Genomic DNA, 17,113 nt, shown 5'->3' with positions numbered 1-17,113 from the left:
TGAAGAGATGAGCAAATATGAGATAAATTTTGAAAGAGAGATCTTAAGAGAGAAAAGTGCAGGAATATTGGCTGATTTTGACAGATATTTAGAAGATAATAATATTGATTATGATGATATTAAAAATCCCATAATATTACTAGAGAGAGCAATTACAGAAATATATCGTAATATCTTCAAGCCTGAATATGACAACATGATAAGTTTGAAAGAGGCTAATGCTAAATTAGATCTTGCAACAGAGATTTTAAATAAATTGAGTTAGGGAGTAATTGTTATGGAAAGAGGACAGTATACAGAGATTGAATTTGAAAAAGCATATGAAAGAATAGAGAGACGTCTTATAGAAAATATAAGTATTACTAAAGAAAAAAGGGCATTTATCTTAGGGGGACAACCTGGAGCAGGAAAAAGTGGATTAACTGCAGTATTGGAGGGGGAGAATAAGAATCTAATACTTATAAATGCTGATGAATTTAGAAAAAAACATCCACATTATAAAGAGCTAAAAGAGGAATTTGGAGATGAGTATGTAGCTCATACTCAAAAATTTATAGGGAAGATGACTGAGACTCTTATAGATAGATTGAGTACAAAGGGATATAATATAATAGTTGAGGGAACTTTGAGAACAAAAGAGGCTCCTCTAAAAACAAGAGATATATTAAAGAGCAAGGGTTATGATGTTGAGCTTTGTATAATCCAAGTGAGACCTGAAGATTCACTATTGGGAACACATCAACGTTATGAGAAGATGATAGAGTTAGGAACAGTGGCAAGAGGAACACCAAAAGAAGCTCATAATATTGTTATAAAAACTTTACCTGAAAATTTGAGCTTTTTATATAATGGAGGTTATTTTTCAGATATAAGAATATATAATAGGGAGTTAGAATGTTTATACTCTATGAAAAAAACTCCTGAAATAGATCCTGGAATTTTGATGAAAAGGGAGTTTGAAAGAGTTTTAACAGAGTCTGAAAAAGAGAATTTAAAAGTTAAATATAATAAGCTTATAGAAAAAATGGAGAAAAGAGATGCTACTTCTCAAGAGATTGAGAGAATTTTAGAGGAAAAGAGAGAAATTTAAAATTGAGTAAAAAAAACACAACCTACTTTTAGAAGAAAGTTGTGTTTTTTCTTTAAAAACTTCTAGTGATGGATAAAAAGAACTCTTTAACTAATCCACCTACATCTATACCCAACATAGATTCTAAAATCATCTTGAACAAAACTATAGAGGTAACTATTAAGAACATTGGTTTAATAAATTTAGTTCCTTTTGTAACGGCCATCTTAGCCCCTAAAATAGCTCCAAATATCATAATAATACCTATAGGAATAGAGTAGAAAAAATTAACTTTGCCAAGGTAGATAAAGAGAAACATACTGGCTAAATTACTAGTAAGATTTAGAATTTTAGCATTACCACTGGCATTTGTAAAGTCCAATTTAAAAATTCTAATCAGAGCAAATATTAAGAAAGAACCTGTTCCAGGACCAAAAAATCCATCGTAGAATCCCATAATAATAGCCATAATTCTTCCATTACGAATATTTTTACTATTGAGTCCTAAAAAATTATTCTCCTCTCCAAGATCCTTGTTCATTAAAGAGTAAACAAGAACAAGAAGAAGTAGAATAATAGCTATTGGATAGAGATATTTGGAATCTATAAGTACGACGGTCTTAACTCCTATAAATGCTCCAATAAGGGAGAAAGGTACCATAGTTCTAACCATTTTCCAATTTATTTTACCAGAAGCTGCAAACTTCCAAGTACTTGCTATAGTTCCTATACTTGATGAAACTTTGTTTGTTCCCAATGCTGTATGGGCAGGTAAACCAGAGGCTAAATAAGCCGGGACTGTAATAAGCCCCCCTCCACCAGCAATAGCATCAATAAACGAAGCAAAAAAACAAGCAACTCCTAAAAATAAAAAACTACTAATATCAATATTAGTAAAAAAATCTTCAAACATTAACCTTCCTCCACTAATTTATTAAAATATATTATTTATTTTTGTAACTTGGTACAATCTCTTCAATCTCATCTTCATTAAATCTTCCATTTAATGGTTTGTAGTCAAAAAGATGTTTTTTGTTTTTAGGGATAGTACAGAAAATACTCTCACCAGGGTTTACAATATCTCCCTCTTTTATATATACAGCTCCAGAAATATAGTCTAATATTCTTTGTGATTCTTTTGAATCTAAATCCATAAGATTGATATGTACTATTTTGTCTTCTTTAATATAGTCAACACATCTCATGCACTCTTCATATTTTTTTGGTTTAACAAATACAATATCAAAATCCTTTTCCATAGTAGTCTCCTTATACTTTTATTTTAATTTTACCACAGCAGGTAGAGAAAAGTCCATACCTTCATATGATAAACTAGCTGCCTTATCACCAATATATGATTCAACTGTAGCAGTTCCAACAAGAGTCTCTTCATATCCTAAGATCTCTCCGTTGTATTCTACAGCTTCCCCTTGTTTGTAAACATTTAGCTTAGTTCCAAGCTTAAGATTATTTTCAAAACCAGAATTAATAATTATCTTATTACCAGATTTTTTTAAAATAGATGCTGTCCAAGGAGCAGAGTCAATTTTTTCTATAACTTTTTCAACTCCCTGTATAATAGCAGCTCTAAAAGCTTCCTCTTCCAGATTATTAAGAGAACCATATGTTCCAGCTCCCAATACAGTCTCAAATTTTACACTTGAGCTACCCTCTCCAGTAACGGACCAAACTTTACCATTTAAAACATCAATAACCTTTAACTCAACAACAGCTTCACCAGTTTGATATTTAGTTTTTGAGATAAGAGTTTTATTCCCAGTGATCTTTACTCCATACTTAGACACACTAGCAACAATTACATAATCTGTATCTAAGAATCTCTGCTTAGCTAAGATAGATTTTTGACCAAGATTACTTGAAAAAGCTAACTCTTCCATAACAGAGTCAAGATCTTCTCTCTCTAGGATTGTAAATCTTTTAGAGTTTGAAAACTCAGAGATAAGAATATCTTTATAGATACTATCATTTCTTTGTGTTCCAAATCTAGAGTAGTTTTTAACTTTTCCAATAACTAATCTACTTTTAAGATTTAAATTTGCTTTTTGTACATCATACTCTCTAAGATTAGAAAAGTTATCCTCTTTTGATATATTACTTTTAATTTCAGCACTTCCACAACCTAACATTAGGAAGAGAGAACATATAGTAACAGCAATCTTTTTTAACATAAACTCACCTACATTTCTTTTAAAACAAGTTTTAATATTTCATCAGCAGAAAGGGTACTAGTAAAACCAGAGGCTTTACGATGACCTCCTCCACCAAAGATACTAGCAATCTTATTTACATCAACTTCATGTTTACTTCTCATACTTCCTTTTATTACTCCAGGCTTATCCTCTCTAAGGAAGAGAGAGACCTCAGCTTCATTAAAGGCAAGTAGCTTTTCAACAATACCCTCAGTATCCTCTTTTTTAGCATTGTATTCAAGTAAATCTGCATAAGAGATAAAGTGAGATGCTAACTTTTTATCTTCATCAAATTTCATCTCAAACATAGCTTTTCCTAGTAATTTAATAGCTGGAAGAGGTTTGTTGTTAAAAAACTCTCTTACAATTTTTGAAGAGTTAGCACCAACTCTTTTTAATTCACTTGCCATTTTAAAGGTATGGTAAGTAACATTGTCATGTGAAAAATTACCAGTATCATTAACTAAGCCAGTGTAAAGAGCTTCAGCTATATCCAAAGTCAAAGCTATATTACAATGTTTTAAAAATTTATAGATAACTTCACTTGTAGAAGAGATCTCCTCTACATAGTTAAGATCTCCATATAGGGTATTACTTATATGATGATCTATATTGATTACAAAGTTATCTTTAAAAAGCATTTTAGTCTCTCCAACTCTTTCAGCTGTTGCACTATCCACACATATGACAAGTTTAGGGGTATAGTTTTCATCAGCATTATAAACCTCTACTAGATCAATTTTTTCTAAAAATTTAATATTACTAGGGTAGTTGTCTTGAAGGACAAATCTAACATTTTTTCCTAAATTTTTAAGTGCAAGAGTAAGAGCTAAACCAGAACCAATAGCATCTCCATCAGGATTAACATGAGATGTAATGATTATATCTCCATTCACTTGCTTAATTTTATCTATAATATCATTAAAATTATTCATTTTCCTCCTCATCAATCTTAACTCCTAAGACTTTTCTCTCCTCTTTTGTCATTCTTTTTAAACCTTCTAAATACAGTTTTTTAGGATCATGACCCAATTTAGAAGCCATTAAATTCATTACAGCAATCTCAACCATAGCTGCAGCATTTCTTCCTGAAGATATATAGAGAACCATTTTAGGAATATCATTTCCTAAAATTTCAGCCATACTATTTTGATAGTCAACAGAAGTAAGGTAATCATTACAAGATTCCTGTTCTTTTAATTCAATGACTATATCAAGTTTTTTGTTGATTCTAACAGCTCCTAGTCCATAAAGTGTCTTGATATCAATTATTCCAAGTCCTCTAATCTCCATAAAATAAGGAAGATTAGCAGCAGTACCCATAATATCTCCACTGGTATCCTTCATAAATTTAACTAAGTCATCAGCTACCAATCTATGACCTCTATGTATTAATTCAAGAGCAGTCTCACTCTTTCCTACTCCACTTTTTCCAGTTAATAGAACACCAAAACCATATAGTTCCAGAAATACTCCATGAAGAGAGATATTAGGAGTAAAATATGTTTCCAAAAAGCTATTAAAGTTGGCTATTACTTGAGATGCCTTTTTAAATGAAGATCTACAAAGTATCATCTCACGCTCTCTAACCATTTTTAAGAAGTAGTCAGGTATCTCTACATCTGCAGTCAAAACAAGGATTGGAAGTTTAAACTGAAGATATTTCTCTAGATTTTTAATTCTCTCCTCTTCAGAAAGGGTACTTAGATATTTGAACTCAGCTTTGGAAAATATCTGTACTCCAATATAGGCAGCATCTTTATAGTTTTCAACAAAACCAGCAAGAGCTAGAGCAGGTCTATGTATGCTAGTAGTTTCAATCATTGTCTCTTCTAAATGCTCCTCACCTGAAAGAACTTTTAAGTTAAATTGATTTTTTAGTTGCATTACTGAAAGAACTTTTTTATTACTCATATTTTTTTCTCCCTGCTTTTTCTTATTAGCTTGTATTAGTTTTTGAGATTCCTTCATAAAAAACTCTGCTGAATTGACTCCCATCATCTTTAGTCTATAGTTTAAAGCTGCAGTTTCAATAATTATAGCCAAGTTTCTCCCTTTTCTAACAGGGATAGTCCATTTTGGAATCTTACCACCTAAGAACTCTTCATAGACTTCATCTAATCCAAGTCTATCATAAAATTTTTTCTCCTGCCACTCCTCTAGTACAATCAACATATCAATTCTCTTCATTTTTCTAGTGGCCTTTATACCAAAAAGAGTAGTGACGTCTATCTTGTTATTATCTTTTTGGTTATCTAAGAAGAAGTGGCTATCCATAGTACTCTTATCTATTCTATTATACCCCTCTAGATCATTTTCAGCCACTCTTTTCATAATTAAATGGTTGTCAGTGATGAGTCTATGCCCTCTCTCAAGAAGCTCAATTGTAACTCCCAATTTAGCATCTTCATAACCAGTAAGAAGTACACCGATTCCCATTACATCAAGAAATATATATCCATTAAACATCTCCTCTTTAGCCAATCTTTTAGATAGAAAGAACTTGGCTTCTCTAATGGTAGCAGATGTTCTTCTCATACTTTTTAAGAAAGTTTTATTATATTTTTTAGCACTAGCTATTAATTCAGGAAATATTATACTCTCATTAGTGGCAATAAGTGCTGGAAAGTTATGGGAAAAATAGTTGTCAAATATACGAGATCTCTCTTCAGATGTTAAATTCATAAGATATTTAGCCTCTTTTCTCCCGTAGATATGAATATATTTATTAAGTTCCTCATCCACTTCAAAAAAACCAATGAGTTCATAACCAATTTGATAGATACTTGGAATCTCAATTTGAAAATCCATATTTCCTTCATTTATAATCTCTAGATTGAGATGAGAGATAAACTCTCTTATAGGTACTTTTTTTTCTGAAATCAAGTCTAATCCTCTCCTTTTTTTGAAGATTTTTCAACTAATTTTTTAAAATTTTTTAAGTATTCATTATCTGTATAGAAATATTTTTTTCTCAGTAGGAAAGAGTTTTCAATCTCTTGTGTTTTCTGCTCTTTGACATAGTCAGCAACTTTTTTTTCTGCTCTGTACTGTCTATATAATTTGTTTTCAAAGAAGATAAAAACTCCCAATACTACCATATAGATGATAACTCTCAATAGATTATTTTTTCTTTTCATTCATTTCCTCTTTAAATCTACTTAGTGTATAAAAAGATCCACATAGAATAATAAGTTTTTTATTTAACTCTTTAGCCATAGAGTATGCCTTAGTTATATCATTTTCTACAAAGCAACCACTTTTATCACTCAATTGCTCAATTATTACCTCTCCAGTCGTACCTCTAGGATTATCTGCTAGAGATGTAAAGATAATATGTTTACTAATAGTTTTCATCAACTCTACCATATGAGTAACATCTTTATCCTTTAAGATAGATGTTATGATGACAACATCTTCAGGCTTAAAATTTTTAGATATGATCTTACAAAGCTCTCTCATACCATCTACATTGTGAGCTCCATCTAAAAGAGTGAGAGGAGATTTACAATAGAGTTCACATCTACATTGCCATACTACTTTTTTACAGCCAGATGAAATAGTTGCATCATCTATTCCCAACTCTTTTAATACCTCATAGGCAGTTAAAAAGTTTTTGAATTGATAATCACCAAAGAGGGAAAAATCAAACTTACTCTTTCCAATCTCAATATTTGTAGTAAAATTATCAAAATTCAATTTGAATTTAGCATCTCTATACTTTTCTAAGACATTTATAATAGTAGCTTTCTCTTCAGATATAGCTTTAAGAAAATCACTGTTGTTATCAGCAACAATTACCTTAGGACAATCTCTTATAATTCCAGCTTTCTCTTTGGCTATTTTATAGATAGAGTCTCCTAGATATTCAGTGTGATCTAAACTTACATTGGTAATGACACAGACCTCAGATTTACATATATTAGTTGCATCAAATCTTCCACCCATACCAGTTTCTAAAATTACATAATCAACTTTTTGATCAGAAAAAAATTGAAACATCATAGCAGTTGTAACTTCAAAAAAAGTAGGTTTAATTTCAGCTTTAGCTATTATATTTTTAATTTTTTCATAGTATTTTACAATCTCTTCATCACTTATATCTCTACCATTAACTCTGATTCTTTCGTTAAATTTTAAGATATGAGGAGAGGTATACTTTCCAACTTTATAACCTGCCTCTAATAAGATAGTTTCAATAGTTGTAGAAGTTGATCCCTTTCCATTAGTTCCAGCTATATGTATAACTTTGTAATTGTCTTGAGGATTTCCCAACTCATTGCAAAGAGTTTTAATATTCTCCAATCCCAATTTTATTCCATGCATAGAGTATGAGTAAAGTTCATTTAATAGAGCATCTATATTCATAGTCACACCTTCTTATAATCTTTCTAAGATCCCCTCTATTATAGTTTTAGAGTTTTTAGCAGCAAGTTTTACAAATTCTGGATAATCTACCTTAGCATCATCATCAGCTTTATCAGAGATAGCTCTTATAACTAGGAATGGAAGATTGAAAGTATAACAAACATGAGCTACAGCAGCTCCCTCCATCTCTGTACAGTAACCATCAAAGATCTCTTTAAGCCATTTGATCTTGTCAGGAGAAGCTATAAATTGGTCTCCACTCACTATTCTACCCTTCCATACTTTAGCTTCACCAAAAGCTTTTACTGCACAATCATAAGCTATATCTCTAAGGGTTTCATCAGTTTTAAATTTATATTCAGCCATTCTAGGAATTTGTCCTAACTCATAACCAAAGGCAGTTGTATCAAAGTCATGTTCAACTAAATCTGTAGCTATAACAATATCACCAATATTTATATCAGGATTTACTCCACCAGCAACTCCAGTAAATAATAGCATATCTACATTGAAATGACTCTTCATAAGAGTAGCACAGATAGCACCATTTACTTTACCAATACCACATTCAACTAAAACTACTTCTTTTCCTTTTAGTTCTCCTTTGAAAAAACTTAAATTTCCAATACACTCTTCCTCTATATTATTCATTACAGATTTTAACTCTATAATCTCTTCATTCATTGCACCTATGATACCTATTCTCATAAATATTTTCACCTCTATATCAAATTTTTATTCTCTAGAAATTATACCATATACTTGTATTCTAAGCAATTTATTAAAAGGTTTATTTGTAAGATAATATTATTTTTTTAGTTTTTATGCTATAATAAAGAGGTGAAATTAAAAATAGGAGAGAAGAGATGAAAAATTTAATATATAAATTTCAATTTTGGTTAGTTTTATTTTTTTATAAGATGTTATTGATGTTTCCAGAGAGTTCAAGATTTAAATTTGGAGATTTTTTAGGAAGTTTGAGTTATAGATTGATAAAAAAGAGAAGATTGATCGCCTTAACTAACTTAAAAATGGCTTTTCCTGAAAAGGATATACATGAAGTGGAGAAAATAGCTAAGGAATCTTTTAAAATTATGATAAAAGCTTTTTTATGTACACTTTGGTTTAAAGATTACTTAAAAGACAGGGTGACAGTAAAAAATAAAGATATTTTAGATAGAGAGTATAATAAGGGAAAAGGAGTTATAGCTGCTCTTATGCATATGGGGAATATGGAAGCTGCAATAAAGGCAGCTGAAGGGTATGAAGTTGTAACTGTGGCTAAAAAACAGAGAAATCCATATATAAATGATTTTATAACTAAAAGTAGAAAAGAGGATTTGAATTTAACTGTTTTTTCAAAAAGTAAATCTACAAGTAGAGAGCTTATTGAGAGATTGAACAACAAAGAGATATTTGCACTGTTCAGTGATCATAGAGATAAGGGAGCTATTGTTGATTTTTTTGGAATGGAAGCAAAAGCTCCAACTGGAGCAGTATCTCTGGCTCTAAAATTTGACATTCCTCTAGTTTGGGGATATAACTACTTCAATGCTGACAACAGTAGTACTACAGTAATTAAAAGTTTGGATATGATAAAGACAGGAAATTTTAAAGAAGATGTGTTAAGTAATACACAACTCCTTATTAGTGAGATGGAAAAAGTAATAAGGGAGCATCCAGAGCAGTGGATGTGGTTTCACGATAGATGGAATCTGTATAGTAAGTTCCATAAGAAAAAAAGATAGAAAATTATTGACAACCTCCTTAGTTTGTGATATATATTAATTGTTAGCCAGCAATTAATAAGAGTGCTAAGGAGGTATTTTTATGAGAAAAGAAGCAAAAATGTTTCAGGCAGAAACAAAGGAATTATTAAATTTAATGATACACTCTATCTACACAAATAGAGAGATATTTTTAAGAGAGTTAATATCAAATGCAAGTGATGCTATTGACAAGATAAAATTTGAATCTCTAACAGATAGTGAGATCTTAGGTGAGGATAGAGATTTTAAAATACTTATATCAGTGGACAGTGAAAAGAAAGAGATAAGTATTACAGATAATGGAATAGGAATGACTTATGAAGAGGTAGCAGAGAATATAGGAACTATTGCTAAATCTGGTTCAAAGGCATTTAAGGAGAAATTGGAAAATAGTTCAAAAGATGATATAGATATAATAGGACAGTTTGGAGTAGGATTCTATTCAGGATTTATGGTAGCAGACAAGATGAGTATCTTAACTAAGTCGCCAAAATCAGATAAAGGAGTAAGATGGACTTCAACTGGAGATGGATCTTATGAGATAGAGGAGATTGAGAGAGCAGAGAGAGGAACAACAATTACTCTAACTATAAAAGATGGAGAGGAGTATAGCTCATTTTTAGAGGATTGGAAAATTAGAGACTTAGTAAAAAAATACTCTGATTATGTAAGATATCCTATTGAATTTAATAATGAGGTTATAAACTCTACAAAACCAATTTGGAAAACAGATAAATCTCAATTAAAAGATGAGAACTATAATGAGTTTTACAAATCTAATTTCCATGATTGGGAAGATCCAATGTTCCATTTTCATTTAAAAGTTCAAGGAAATATTGAGTATACAGCTCTTTTATATATTCCTAAAAAAGCTCCAATGGATTTTTACTCGAAAGATTACAAAAAAGGACTTCAACTTTATACAAAAAATGTCTTTATAATGGATAAGTGTGATGAGTTGATACCTGAGTACTTCAGCTTTATAAAAGGGTTGGTAGATTGTGATGATTTATCATTGAATATCTCAAGGGAGATACTACAACAAAATAGTGAACTTACAGCTATTTCAAAACACCTTGAAAAGAAAATAATATCTGAACTTGAGTATATATTAAAAAGTGATAGAGATAGATATATTGAGTTTTGGGAAGCTTTTGGAAGAAACATAAAATTTGGTATCCATGATATGTTTGGAATGAATAAAGAAAAACTTCAAAATCTATTGATATTCAGAAGTTCATTAGAAGATAAATATGTAACTTTAAAAGAGTATGTAGAGCATATGGGAGATAAAAAAGAGATACTATATGTAGTAGGAGAGGATCTTGCAACTGTAAAATCTCTTCCTAAAATGGAAGCTTTAAAAGAGAAAGGTATAGATGTATTGATCTTAACTGATAAAATTGATGAGTTTGCTCTAAAAACAATGAATGAATTTGATGGAAAAACTTTCAAATCAATAAATGACTCAGATTTTAAATTGGAAGAGAACAAAGAGAAAGAGGAAGAGATTAAAAAATTATCAGAAGATAATAAAACTATGTTGGATAAGATAAAAGAGAGCTTAACAGGAAAGATAGTTGATGTAGAGTTGAGTAGTAACCTAGGAAATGGTGCATCAGCATTGCTTGCAAAAGGTGAGATCTCTCTTGAAATGGAAAAAGTTCTATCACAAATTCCTGGAAACGAGAGTGTAAAAGCTGAAAAGATATTAGCTTTAAATCCAGAACATCCATTATTTACAAAACTTCAAGAGTGTAAGGATACAGATAAATTTAACGACCTTTTAGATGTACTTTATACAGAGGCACTTATGCTAGAGGGATTCCAAATAGAAAATCCAGTGGAGTTTATTAAGAAGTTAAATAGTTTAATCAGATAAAAGAAAAAAAGAGGTGAAAACCTCTTTTTTTTATGAAGAACTATTTTTTAATTCTTTCTACATATTCGTTAGTTCTAGTGTCTATTTTAATCCATTCACCTTGCTCTACGAATAGAGGAACTTGGATCTCATATCCAGTGTTGATTTTAGCAGGTTTTAATACTTTACCTGTAGTATCTCCTCTTAATCCTGGCTCAGTATAAACTATTTCTCTCTCTACGAAAGTTGGTAATTCAACTGCAACTGGAGTAGACTCATAGTAAACTACTTCTAATTCCATTTCTTCTTCTAGGTAGTATAAAGCATCTCCTAAATCTTCCTCTTTAAGTTCGATTTGATCCCAAGTTTCAGGGTTAGAGAATACATAGAACTCTCCGTCGTGGTAAGAGTAAACTGCTTTAACTTTGTCAAGTCTAATATCGTCCATTTTGTCATCTGCTTTGTAAACAGCGTCAGAAATGTTTCCTGATATTAAGTTTTTCATTTTGAATTTTACAACAGCGGCGTTTCTTCCTGATTTGTTGTATTCAGCTTTTAAAATTACAAATGGATCGTTTCCGATCTTGATTGTGCTTCCTGCTCTTAACTCTTGAGCTATTTTCATTTGTAAACCTCCTCAATATTTTTCTATGAAAATTTTTAATTTATTTATAAGATTACATTTTTGTATAAGAAAATCTCTAAAAATAGTATTGTATCTCTCTATCTTAGCAAGGTTCTCGAAAAAGTAAAGATAACTCTCCTTTCCAAGTTCCAAATTATTTTCCTTTCTAAAATTATAATCTTTAAAAAACTTCTCCATATTATCCAAAAATTCATCATCAGCAAATTCTTGAATAACTTTTCTATATTTATCTAAAAATCCCTCAATCTTATCTAGATGAGCAAACTCCTCTTGACAATATATGTGCCACATATAAGGCTTACCAGTGAGTACAGCCCTTATAAATGAGTCTTCCCCTCTGACAAAATTGAAATCAACTAGGTTGATTAACTCTTCATACTCCTCTTGATTGAGAAATTCTAAGAACCTTATCTCTATTTTACCATATTTTAACGAATTTCTAAAGTGTTCTATTGAAAAATTTTTTAAAATTTTTCTTAAACTCTCTTGTGTCTTCTCTCCTAAGGCAAGTAAAACTACCTCTTTATCAAATTTTTGTAGATCTTCAATAAGTGGAATGAAATTTTTTTCGTAAGAAAAAAGAGTTCCCACAATCTTATTATCTATATTTTCAATATCAAAAAGATACTTATCTCTATACTCTTTTTTGTTCATAGCTACCTTTTTAGCTCTTTCAAGATAGTTAGAATCAGCAATAATACCTCCGCTCTTTTCAGTGAATCCAGGCATAAAGAAGAATTTTTTTAATTTTCCTTGTCCTAGAGGTGAACTTTGTAAATGAAAGTCCTCAATCCAATCTTCAGCAGAAAGGTATTCCAAATTGATTAAAAGATCTGAGTGATCATAGGCAATAGCCATATATTCCTCAGGGATTTTACAACCAAAAGCTTCTATTATCACTTGTGATGTAGATAGAGCTTTTGAATTTTCTCTTAAATAATCAAAGGTGATGTATTCTATACTGTCAATAGTCTGAATACCACTATCTATTACAGATGAATTTATCCTCTTAAACTCATCCAATCTATTTAAGAAAACTCTTATTTTGCTGTTGAAAAAAACTTTTTTTAACTCTTTAGCAACACGATATACTACACCAATATCTCCATAATTATCTATGATTTCACAAAATATATCAAGAGTTTTTAATTCCATTTCTTAATTCATACTCCTTTCTAGCTACATTTACCCAATTAGGACGAGCAATCATAGCTCTTCCAACTGCTACAAGATCAAGGAGATCATTTTCAACTAGCCAACTTGCTTGACTCTCTTTTTTTATATTTCTAACTCCAATAACAGGAATAGAAACATGTTTTTTTATCTCCGTTCCCATATATATTACCCAGTCTAGAGGAAAGTCACTAGGAACTTCTACCTTCTCTTTTCTATTGTATTTAGGATCAGGCACTCCAGAGGAAACATGTAAGAGATCAATACCAAGTTTTTCTAAATACTTAGCAATCTCAATTCCATCAGCTAATTCAGGTTCATTTCCACCCATTCTATAACCTAATATAAAATTATCATCAAAAAGTTCTCTAGTCTCTTCTATCAATCTCTTTGAAAAATACATTCTATTTTCAAAAGGACCTCCATACTCATCAGTTCTAGTATTCCAAAGTCTTGAATTAAGTTGTGAAATGAGATATGTGTGAGCACCATGAATTTCAATACCATCAAATCCAGCCTTTTTAGCTCTGACAAAGGCTAATTTAAATTTTTCTAGAATCTCTTCTAAAACTGACTTGTCCACATCTTTTATCCCCTCTTTAAATCCAGCATGATGAATTTGTATAAGAGCAGGAACACTGTATTCACGACATTTATCAGCTATCTTTTTCAATCCAGGAATAAATGAATCATTCCAAATTCCCAGTTGATTTTCTCTCAATTTACCATCTTCACTAACAGCAGTAGCTTCGACAATCACAAGTCCTACACCACCACGTAAAACATCTTCGTACCAACTTACTAATTCATCAGTAACATATCCATCTAATCCAACAATGGAGAATCTAACAAGTGGAGGGAGAACAATTCTATTTTTTAACTCTATATTTTTTATAGTTAATTTATCAAATATAGATGCCATACTCATCTCCTTTTTTATTTAATGTTCACAAATTTAACTTGGTTGTTAGTATCAAATACAAATAAAAATAAGTTTATTTAGTTACGAGTTTTAGTCATCATCATAGTGTCTTGTCGTTCTACTTGTAACAACTAAAAACCAACCTATAAGAATCAAAATCATTATTCCTAAATACATATATAAAGCAGACATGAATAAATATGTAAATGCAGCAATTGTTCCATATTTAAGATCTGTTTTTCTATATGTATCAATTATTTTGTATACTATGGCACTAGCTCCACCAATAAGAAATGGAATACTCCAAGGATCTCTTGACCATAAGATAAAAACTAAAAGAGCTAAAGATCCCCAAAATGGAATTTTAAAATTATCTTTTGAAAATAATATAAAATTAAATTTAGCTTCGTATATAGCATTCACTTTTTTTCTAAATTCAATAATATATGGAGTCCCATATTTATAAAAAACAAAACTTAATATTACAAAAATAATTTGTTTTGGCATAAAATCACTCCCTATTTTTTTCTAACCGCAGGAATAGAATTTCCAGCAACAAGAGCTTGAACTTCATTTTTTCCAATAGTTAAAATAATAGATCCTGTATAGTTAACTCCTTTATTAGCAAACGAATATGTAGTTCCATTTTCTATAACATTAGTTACAAAGCCTTTTATATAGTATTTAGATACTGAATCTGATTTTTGATTTAAAGTTATAGAACTGATTTCAAAGTCAAAAATATCTGGTGTTTTAACTATTGTTTTACTAGGACCATTAATATATCCAGATGTACTATCATTTCCTACACAACTAATTCTATATTCATTTCCTTTTAAATGTTTAATATCAAGTTCTTTTAAATAACCAAAACCTATTTCAGAATCTTTTTTATGGACTATTGTATAATTACCAGGTAAATATTTTTTTACAGTACTTTCATCTGATCCACTACAACCAATTAAACTTAAAATAGTAAAAGTTCCAATTAATAAATTTTTTAATTTCATATATTCCTCCCCATATGTCAAATGTTTTAAATTTTTTCTAACTTAATTTCTAGCAATAAGAGCTTGAACTTCGTTTTTTCAAATATTTTAGATGATAGATCCTGTATAATTGATTCCATTATCAACATAAGAAATATTACTATTATATACCATAACATTAGTTTTAAAGGATATTTTATTTTTGATTATAATTAAGAATGAATAAATTTTGAATATTCGGATTATATTATATGCTAAAACATAAAAAAACTCAATATATTTTTTGTATGGGTTAAATCTTATTGTAAAAGTTTAAAATACATGGTATAATGTTATGGAATTTTTTGAAAGTTGAAAAGGAGGAGTTATTCAATGATCGCAACTAGTAATCTGGGGATGAGATTTTCTGGAAGAAAGCTTTTTGAAGATGTAAGCATTAAGTTTACACCTGGTAACTGTTATGGGCTAATAGGAGCTAATGGTGCAGGAAAATCAACATTTGTAAAAATACTTTCAGGAGTATTAGAGCCTACTGAAGGTGAGGTAATTTTTGATAAAAATAAGAGAATGGCAGTATTAAACCAAAACCACTTTGCACATGAAGAGGATAAGGTTTTAGATGTAGTTTTAATGGGACACAAAAAACTATGGGATATAATAGTTGAAAAAAATGCTATCTATGCTAAAGAAGAGTTTACTGATGAAGATGGAATAAGAGCAGGAGAGTTAGAGGGAGAGTTTGCTGAACTTAATGGTTGGGAAGCAGAAACTGAGGCTGAAACTCTACTTATGGGATTAGGAATAGGTGCTGATCTACATCAAAAATATATGAAAGAGTTAGGAGAGCCAGAAAAGGTTAAAGTCCTATTAGCTCAAGCTCTATTTGGACAACCTGATGTATTATTATTAGACGAGCCTACTAACGGACTTGATATAAGAGCTATAACTTGGCTTGAAAACTTCTTAATGGGACTTGATAATACAACTGTAATAGTAGTATCACACGATAGACACTTCTTAAATAAAGTGTGTACTCACATAACAGATATAGATTATGGTAAGATTAAGATGTATGTTGGAAACTACGATTTCTGGTATGAATCAAACCAACTTATGGTAAAATTAATATCTTCTAAAAATAAAAAACTTGAGCAAAAAAGACAGGAGTTACAGGAGTTCATTGCAAGATTTAGTGCCAATGCATCAAAATCTAAACAGGCTACTTCTAGAAAGAAACTTCTTGAGAAATTACAACTTGAGGATATGCAAGTATCTAATAGAAAATACCCATTTGTTGAGTTCAAACAAGAGAGAGAAGCTGGAAACAATATGTTAAAAGTTGAAAATCTAACTAAGACAGTAGATGGAGTAAAAATATTAGATAATTTATCATTTACTATCTACACTGGAGATAAGGTTGTTTTCCTAGCTAAGAATGATATAGTTAAGACAACATTACTTAATATTTTAAGTGGAGAGATGGAGCCAGATTCAGGAAGCTATACTTGGGGAGTAACAACTAGCCAAGCATATATGCCAAAAGATAATACTAAATTCTTTGAAAATAAGGATTTAAATCTAATAGATTGGTTAAGACCATACTCACCTGACCAGCATGAAGCTTTTGTAAGAGGATTCTTAGGAAGAATGTTATTTACTGGAGAGGAAACTTTAAAAAGCAGTTCTGTTCTATCTGGAGGAGAAAAGGTAAGATGTATGATAGCTAAAATGATGCTAACAAATGCCAATGTTCTTATGTTTGATAACCCTAATGACCACTTAGATCTAGAATCTATCACATCATTAAACAAAGCTTTAACAAACTTTAAAGGAACAATCTTATTTGGAGCACATGACCACGAGTTCATACAAACAGTAGCAAATAGAATTATTGAGATTACACCTAATGGAATATTAGATAAGACTATGAGCTATGATGAGTACTTAGAAGATGAGAGAGTACAAGCTAGATTAGAAGAGTTATACGCTGAATAATAGCTAAAAATAGAATAGTTTAGAATAAGTAAAAAGGGGCTGTTGCAAACTGATGATTTTTAAATATCAGTTGCAACGCCTTTTTCTTTTTTTGCAAAAAAAATAGAAATC

At 30.5% G+C, this 17,113-nt stretch carries 18 protein-coding genes; 5 read left to right on the top strand and 13 right to left on the bottom strand.

All coding sequences use genetic code 11. The features are described 5' to 3' along the window. Positions 1 to 7: 7 nt before the first annotated feature. Positions 8 to 265, top strand: coding sequence for a hypothetical protein (locus ABNK64_RS07620; RefSeq protein ID WP_349764014.1), 258 nt, complete (start codon positions 8 to 10; stop codon positions 263 to 265). Positions 266 to 277: 12 nt separating this feature from the next. After that, complete coding sequence (locus tag ABNK64_RS07615; RefSeq protein WP_349764013.1) at positions 278 to 1,090, top strand: zeta toxin family protein; 813 nt, start codon at positions 278 to 280, stop codon at positions 1,088 to 1,090. A gap of 52 nt (positions 1,091 to 1,142) precedes the next feature. Here ABNK64_RS07615 and ABNK64_RS07610 read toward each other — a convergent pair whose 3' ends face one another. The 8 genes from ABNK64_RS07610 to ABNK64_RS07575 are packed head-to-tail and all read right to left on the bottom strand — an operon-like array spanning position 1,143 to position 8,355. Then, positions 1,143 to 1,982 (bottom strand): sulfite exporter TauE/SafE family protein, encoded by an 840-nt coding sequence (locus ABNK64_RS07610; protein WP_349764012.1) that lies wholly within the window; start codon positions 1,980 to 1,982, stop codon positions 1,143 to 1,145. Between the two features lie 31 nt (positions 1,983 to 2,013). Continuing rightward, positions 2,014 to 2,328: a cell division protein SepF gene (locus ABNK64_RS07605; RefSeq protein WP_291256554.1), complete on the bottom strand. Its 315-nt coding sequence runs from the start codon at positions 2,326 to 2,328 to the stop codon at positions 2,014 to 2,016. An 18-nt stretch (positions 2,329 to 2,346) separates the two neighbouring features. After that, positions 2,347 to 3,258: a CsgG/HfaB family protein gene (locus ABNK64_RS07600; protein WP_349764011.1), complete on the bottom strand. Its 912-nt coding sequence runs from the start codon at positions 3,256 to 3,258 to the stop codon at positions 2,347 to 2,349. Between the two features lie 8 nt (positions 3,259 to 3,266). Continuing rightward, on the bottom strand, positions 3,267 to 4,214 hold the full coding sequence (locus ABNK64_RS07595; protein ID WP_349764010.1) for a DHH family phosphoesterase: 948 nt from the start codon (positions 4,212 to 4,214) through the stop codon (positions 3,267 to 3,269). Then, positions 4,207 to 6,165, bottom strand: coding sequence for an HPr(Ser) kinase/phosphatase (hprK, locus tag ABNK64_RS07590; RefSeq protein ID WP_349764009.1), 1,959 nt, complete (start codon positions 6,163 to 6,165; stop codon positions 4,207 to 4,209). The genes ABNK64_RS07595 and hprK overlap by 8 nt, the downstream gene beginning before the upstream one ends. A gap of 2 nt (positions 6,166 to 6,167) precedes the next feature. After that, on the bottom strand, positions 6,168 to 6,419 hold the full coding sequence (locus ABNK64_RS07585) for a hypothetical protein (protein ID WP_291256558.1): 252 nt from the start codon (positions 6,417 to 6,419) through the stop codon (positions 6,168 to 6,170). Next, positions 6,403 to 7,647, bottom strand: a complete 1,245-nt coding sequence (locus ABNK64_RS07580; RefSeq protein ID WP_349764008.1) for a bifunctional folylpolyglutamate synthase/dihydrofolate synthase — start codon at positions 7,645 to 7,647, stop codon at positions 6,403 to 6,405. The genes ABNK64_RS07585 and ABNK64_RS07580 overlap by 17 nt, the downstream gene beginning before the upstream one ends. Before the next feature lie 12 nt (positions 7,648 to 7,659). Next, positions 7,660 to 8,355, bottom strand: coding sequence for a 5'-methylthioadenosine/adenosylhomocysteine nucleosidase (locus ABNK64_RS07575; protein ID WP_300342734.1), 696 nt, complete (start codon positions 8,353 to 8,355; stop codon positions 7,660 to 7,662). Between the two features lie 158 nt (positions 8,356 to 8,513). Between ABNK64_RS07575 and ABNK64_RS07570 the strand changes: the two genes are divergently transcribed. Then, positions 8,514 to 9,395 (top strand): lysophospholipid acyltransferase family protein, encoded by an 882-nt coding sequence (locus tag ABNK64_RS07570; RefSeq protein WP_291256561.1) that lies wholly within the window; start codon positions 8,514 to 8,516, stop codon positions 9,393 to 9,395. Between the two features lie 82 nt (positions 9,396 to 9,477). Continuing rightward, positions 9,478 to 11,298, top strand: coding sequence for a molecular chaperone HtpG (gene htpG, locus ABNK64_RS07565; protein ID WP_300342729.1), 1,821 nt, complete (start codon positions 9,478 to 9,480; stop codon positions 11,296 to 11,298). A gap of 40 nt (positions 11,299 to 11,338) precedes the next feature. Here htpG and efp read toward each other — a convergent pair whose 3' ends face one another. The 5 genes from efp to ABNK64_RS07540 all read right to left on the bottom strand — a co-directional run bounded on the left by efp (position 11,339) and on the right by ABNK64_RS07540 (position 15,028). Next, a complete protein-coding gene (gene efp, locus ABNK64_RS07560; RefSeq protein WP_291256563.1) occupies positions 11,339 to 11,902 on the bottom strand; it encodes an elongation factor P in 564 nt (187 codons plus the stop codon). Between the two features lie 12 nt (positions 11,903 to 11,914). Further along, positions 11,915 to 13,078, bottom strand: a complete 1,164-nt coding sequence (earP, locus tag ABNK64_RS07555; protein ID WP_349764007.1) for an elongation factor P maturation arginine rhamnosyltransferase EarP — start codon at positions 13,076 to 13,078, stop codon at positions 11,915 to 11,917. After that, positions 13,059 to 14,024, bottom strand: coding sequence for an NADH:flavin oxidoreductase (locus tag ABNK64_RS07550; protein WP_456879509.1), 966 nt, complete (start codon positions 14,022 to 14,024; stop codon positions 13,059 to 13,061). The genes earP and ABNK64_RS07550 overlap by 20 nt, the downstream gene beginning before the upstream one ends. An 84-nt stretch (positions 14,025 to 14,108) precedes the next feature. Next, the gene (locus tag ABNK64_RS07545; protein WP_291259320.1) at positions 14,109 to 14,525 is read right to left on the bottom strand and encodes a hypothetical protein; all 417 of its coding nucleotides are present in this window, start codon (positions 14,523 to 14,525) and stop codon (positions 14,109 to 14,111) included. Between the two features lie 11 nt (positions 14,526 to 14,536). After that, entirely contained in the window at positions 14,537 to 15,028 is a 492-nt protein-coding gene (locus tag ABNK64_RS07540) for a hypothetical protein (RefSeq protein WP_300342721.1), read from the bottom strand. 351 nt (positions 15,029 to 15,379) lie between these two features. Between ABNK64_RS07540 and ABNK64_RS07535 the strand changes: the two genes are divergently transcribed. Continuing rightward, positions 15,380 to 17,002, top strand: coding sequence for an ABC-F family ATP-binding cassette domain-containing protein (locus tag ABNK64_RS07535; protein WP_349764005.1), 1,623 nt, complete (start codon positions 15,380 to 15,382; stop codon positions 17,000 to 17,002). Positions 17,003 to 17,113 lie beyond the last annotated feature (111 nt).

Origin of the sequence: Fusobacterium sp. SYSU M8D902, assembly GCF_040199715.1 — a bacterium.
Taxonomy (GTDB): domain Bacteria; phylum Fusobacteriota; class Fusobacteriia; order Fusobacteriales; family Fusobacteriaceae; genus Fusobacterium_A.
Note: the sequence above shows the minus strand (reverse complement) of the source record. Positions and strands in the feature narration are given on the sequence as shown.

Bases quoted from the DNA above. Each gene is read 5' to 3' on its own strand.
- ABNK64_RS07620 (WP_349764014.1), top strand. From the start codon at position 8: ATGAGCAAATATGAGATAAATTTTGAAAGAGAGATCTTAAGAGAGAAA.
- ABNK64_RS07615 (WP_349764013.1), top strand. From the start codon at position 278: ATGGAAAGAGGACAGTATACAGAGATTGAATTTGAAAAAGCATATGAA.
- ABNK64_RS07610 (WP_349764012.1), bottom strand. From the start codon at position 1,982: ATGTTTGAAGATTTTTTTACTAATATTGATATTAGTAGTTTTTTATTT.
- ABNK64_RS07605 (WP_291256554.1), bottom strand. From the start codon at position 2,328: ATGGAAAAGGATTTTGATATTGTATTTGTTAAACCAAAAAAATATGAA.
- ABNK64_RS07600 (WP_349764011.1), bottom strand. From the start codon at position 3,258: ATGTTAAAAAAGATTGCTGTTACTATATGTTCTCTCTTCCTAATGTTA.
- ABNK64_RS07595 (WP_349764010.1), bottom strand. From the start codon at position 4,214: ATGAATAATTTTAATGATATTATAGATAAAATTAAGCAAGTGAATGGA.
- ABNK64_RS07585 (WP_291256558.1), bottom strand. From the start codon at position 6,419: ATGAAAAGAAAAAATAATCTATTGAGAGTTATCATCTATATGGTAGTA.
- ABNK64_RS07580 (WP_349764008.1), bottom strand. From the start codon at position 7,647: ATGAATATAGATGCTCTATTAAATGAACTTTACTCATACTCTATGCAT.
- ABNK64_RS07575 (WP_300342734.1), bottom strand. From the start codon at position 8,355: ATGAGAATAGGTATCATAGGTGCAATGAATGAAGAGATTATAGAGTTA.
- ABNK64_RS07570 (WP_291256561.1), top strand. From the start codon at position 8,514: ATGAAAAATTTAATATATAAATTTCAATTTTGGTTAGTTTTATTTTTT.
- htpG (WP_300342729.1), top strand. From the start codon at position 9,478: ATGAGAAAAGAAGCAAAAATGTTTCAGGCAGAAACAAAGGAATTATTA.
- efp (WP_291256563.1), bottom strand. From the start codon at position 11,902: ATGAAAATAGCTCAAGAGTTAAGAGCAGGAAGCACAATCAAGATCGGA.
- earP (WP_349764007.1), bottom strand. From the start codon at position 13,078: ATGGAATTAAAAACTCTTGATATATTTTGTGAAATCATAGATAATTAT.
- ABNK64_RS07550 (WP_456879509.1), bottom strand. From the start codon at position 14,024: ATGAGTATGGCATCTATATTTGATAAATTAACTATAAAAAATATAGAG.
- ABNK64_RS07545 (WP_291259320.1), bottom strand. From the start codon at position 14,525: ATGCCAAAACAAATTATTTTTGTAATATTAAGTTTTGTTTTTTATAAA.
- ABNK64_RS07540 (WP_300342721.1), bottom strand. From the start codon at position 15,028: ATGAAATTAAAAAATTTATTAATTGGAACTTTTACTATTTTAAGTTTA.
- ABNK64_RS07535 (WP_349764005.1), top strand. From the start codon at position 15,380: ATGATCGCAACTAGTAATCTGGGGATGAGATTTTCTGGAAGAAAGCTT.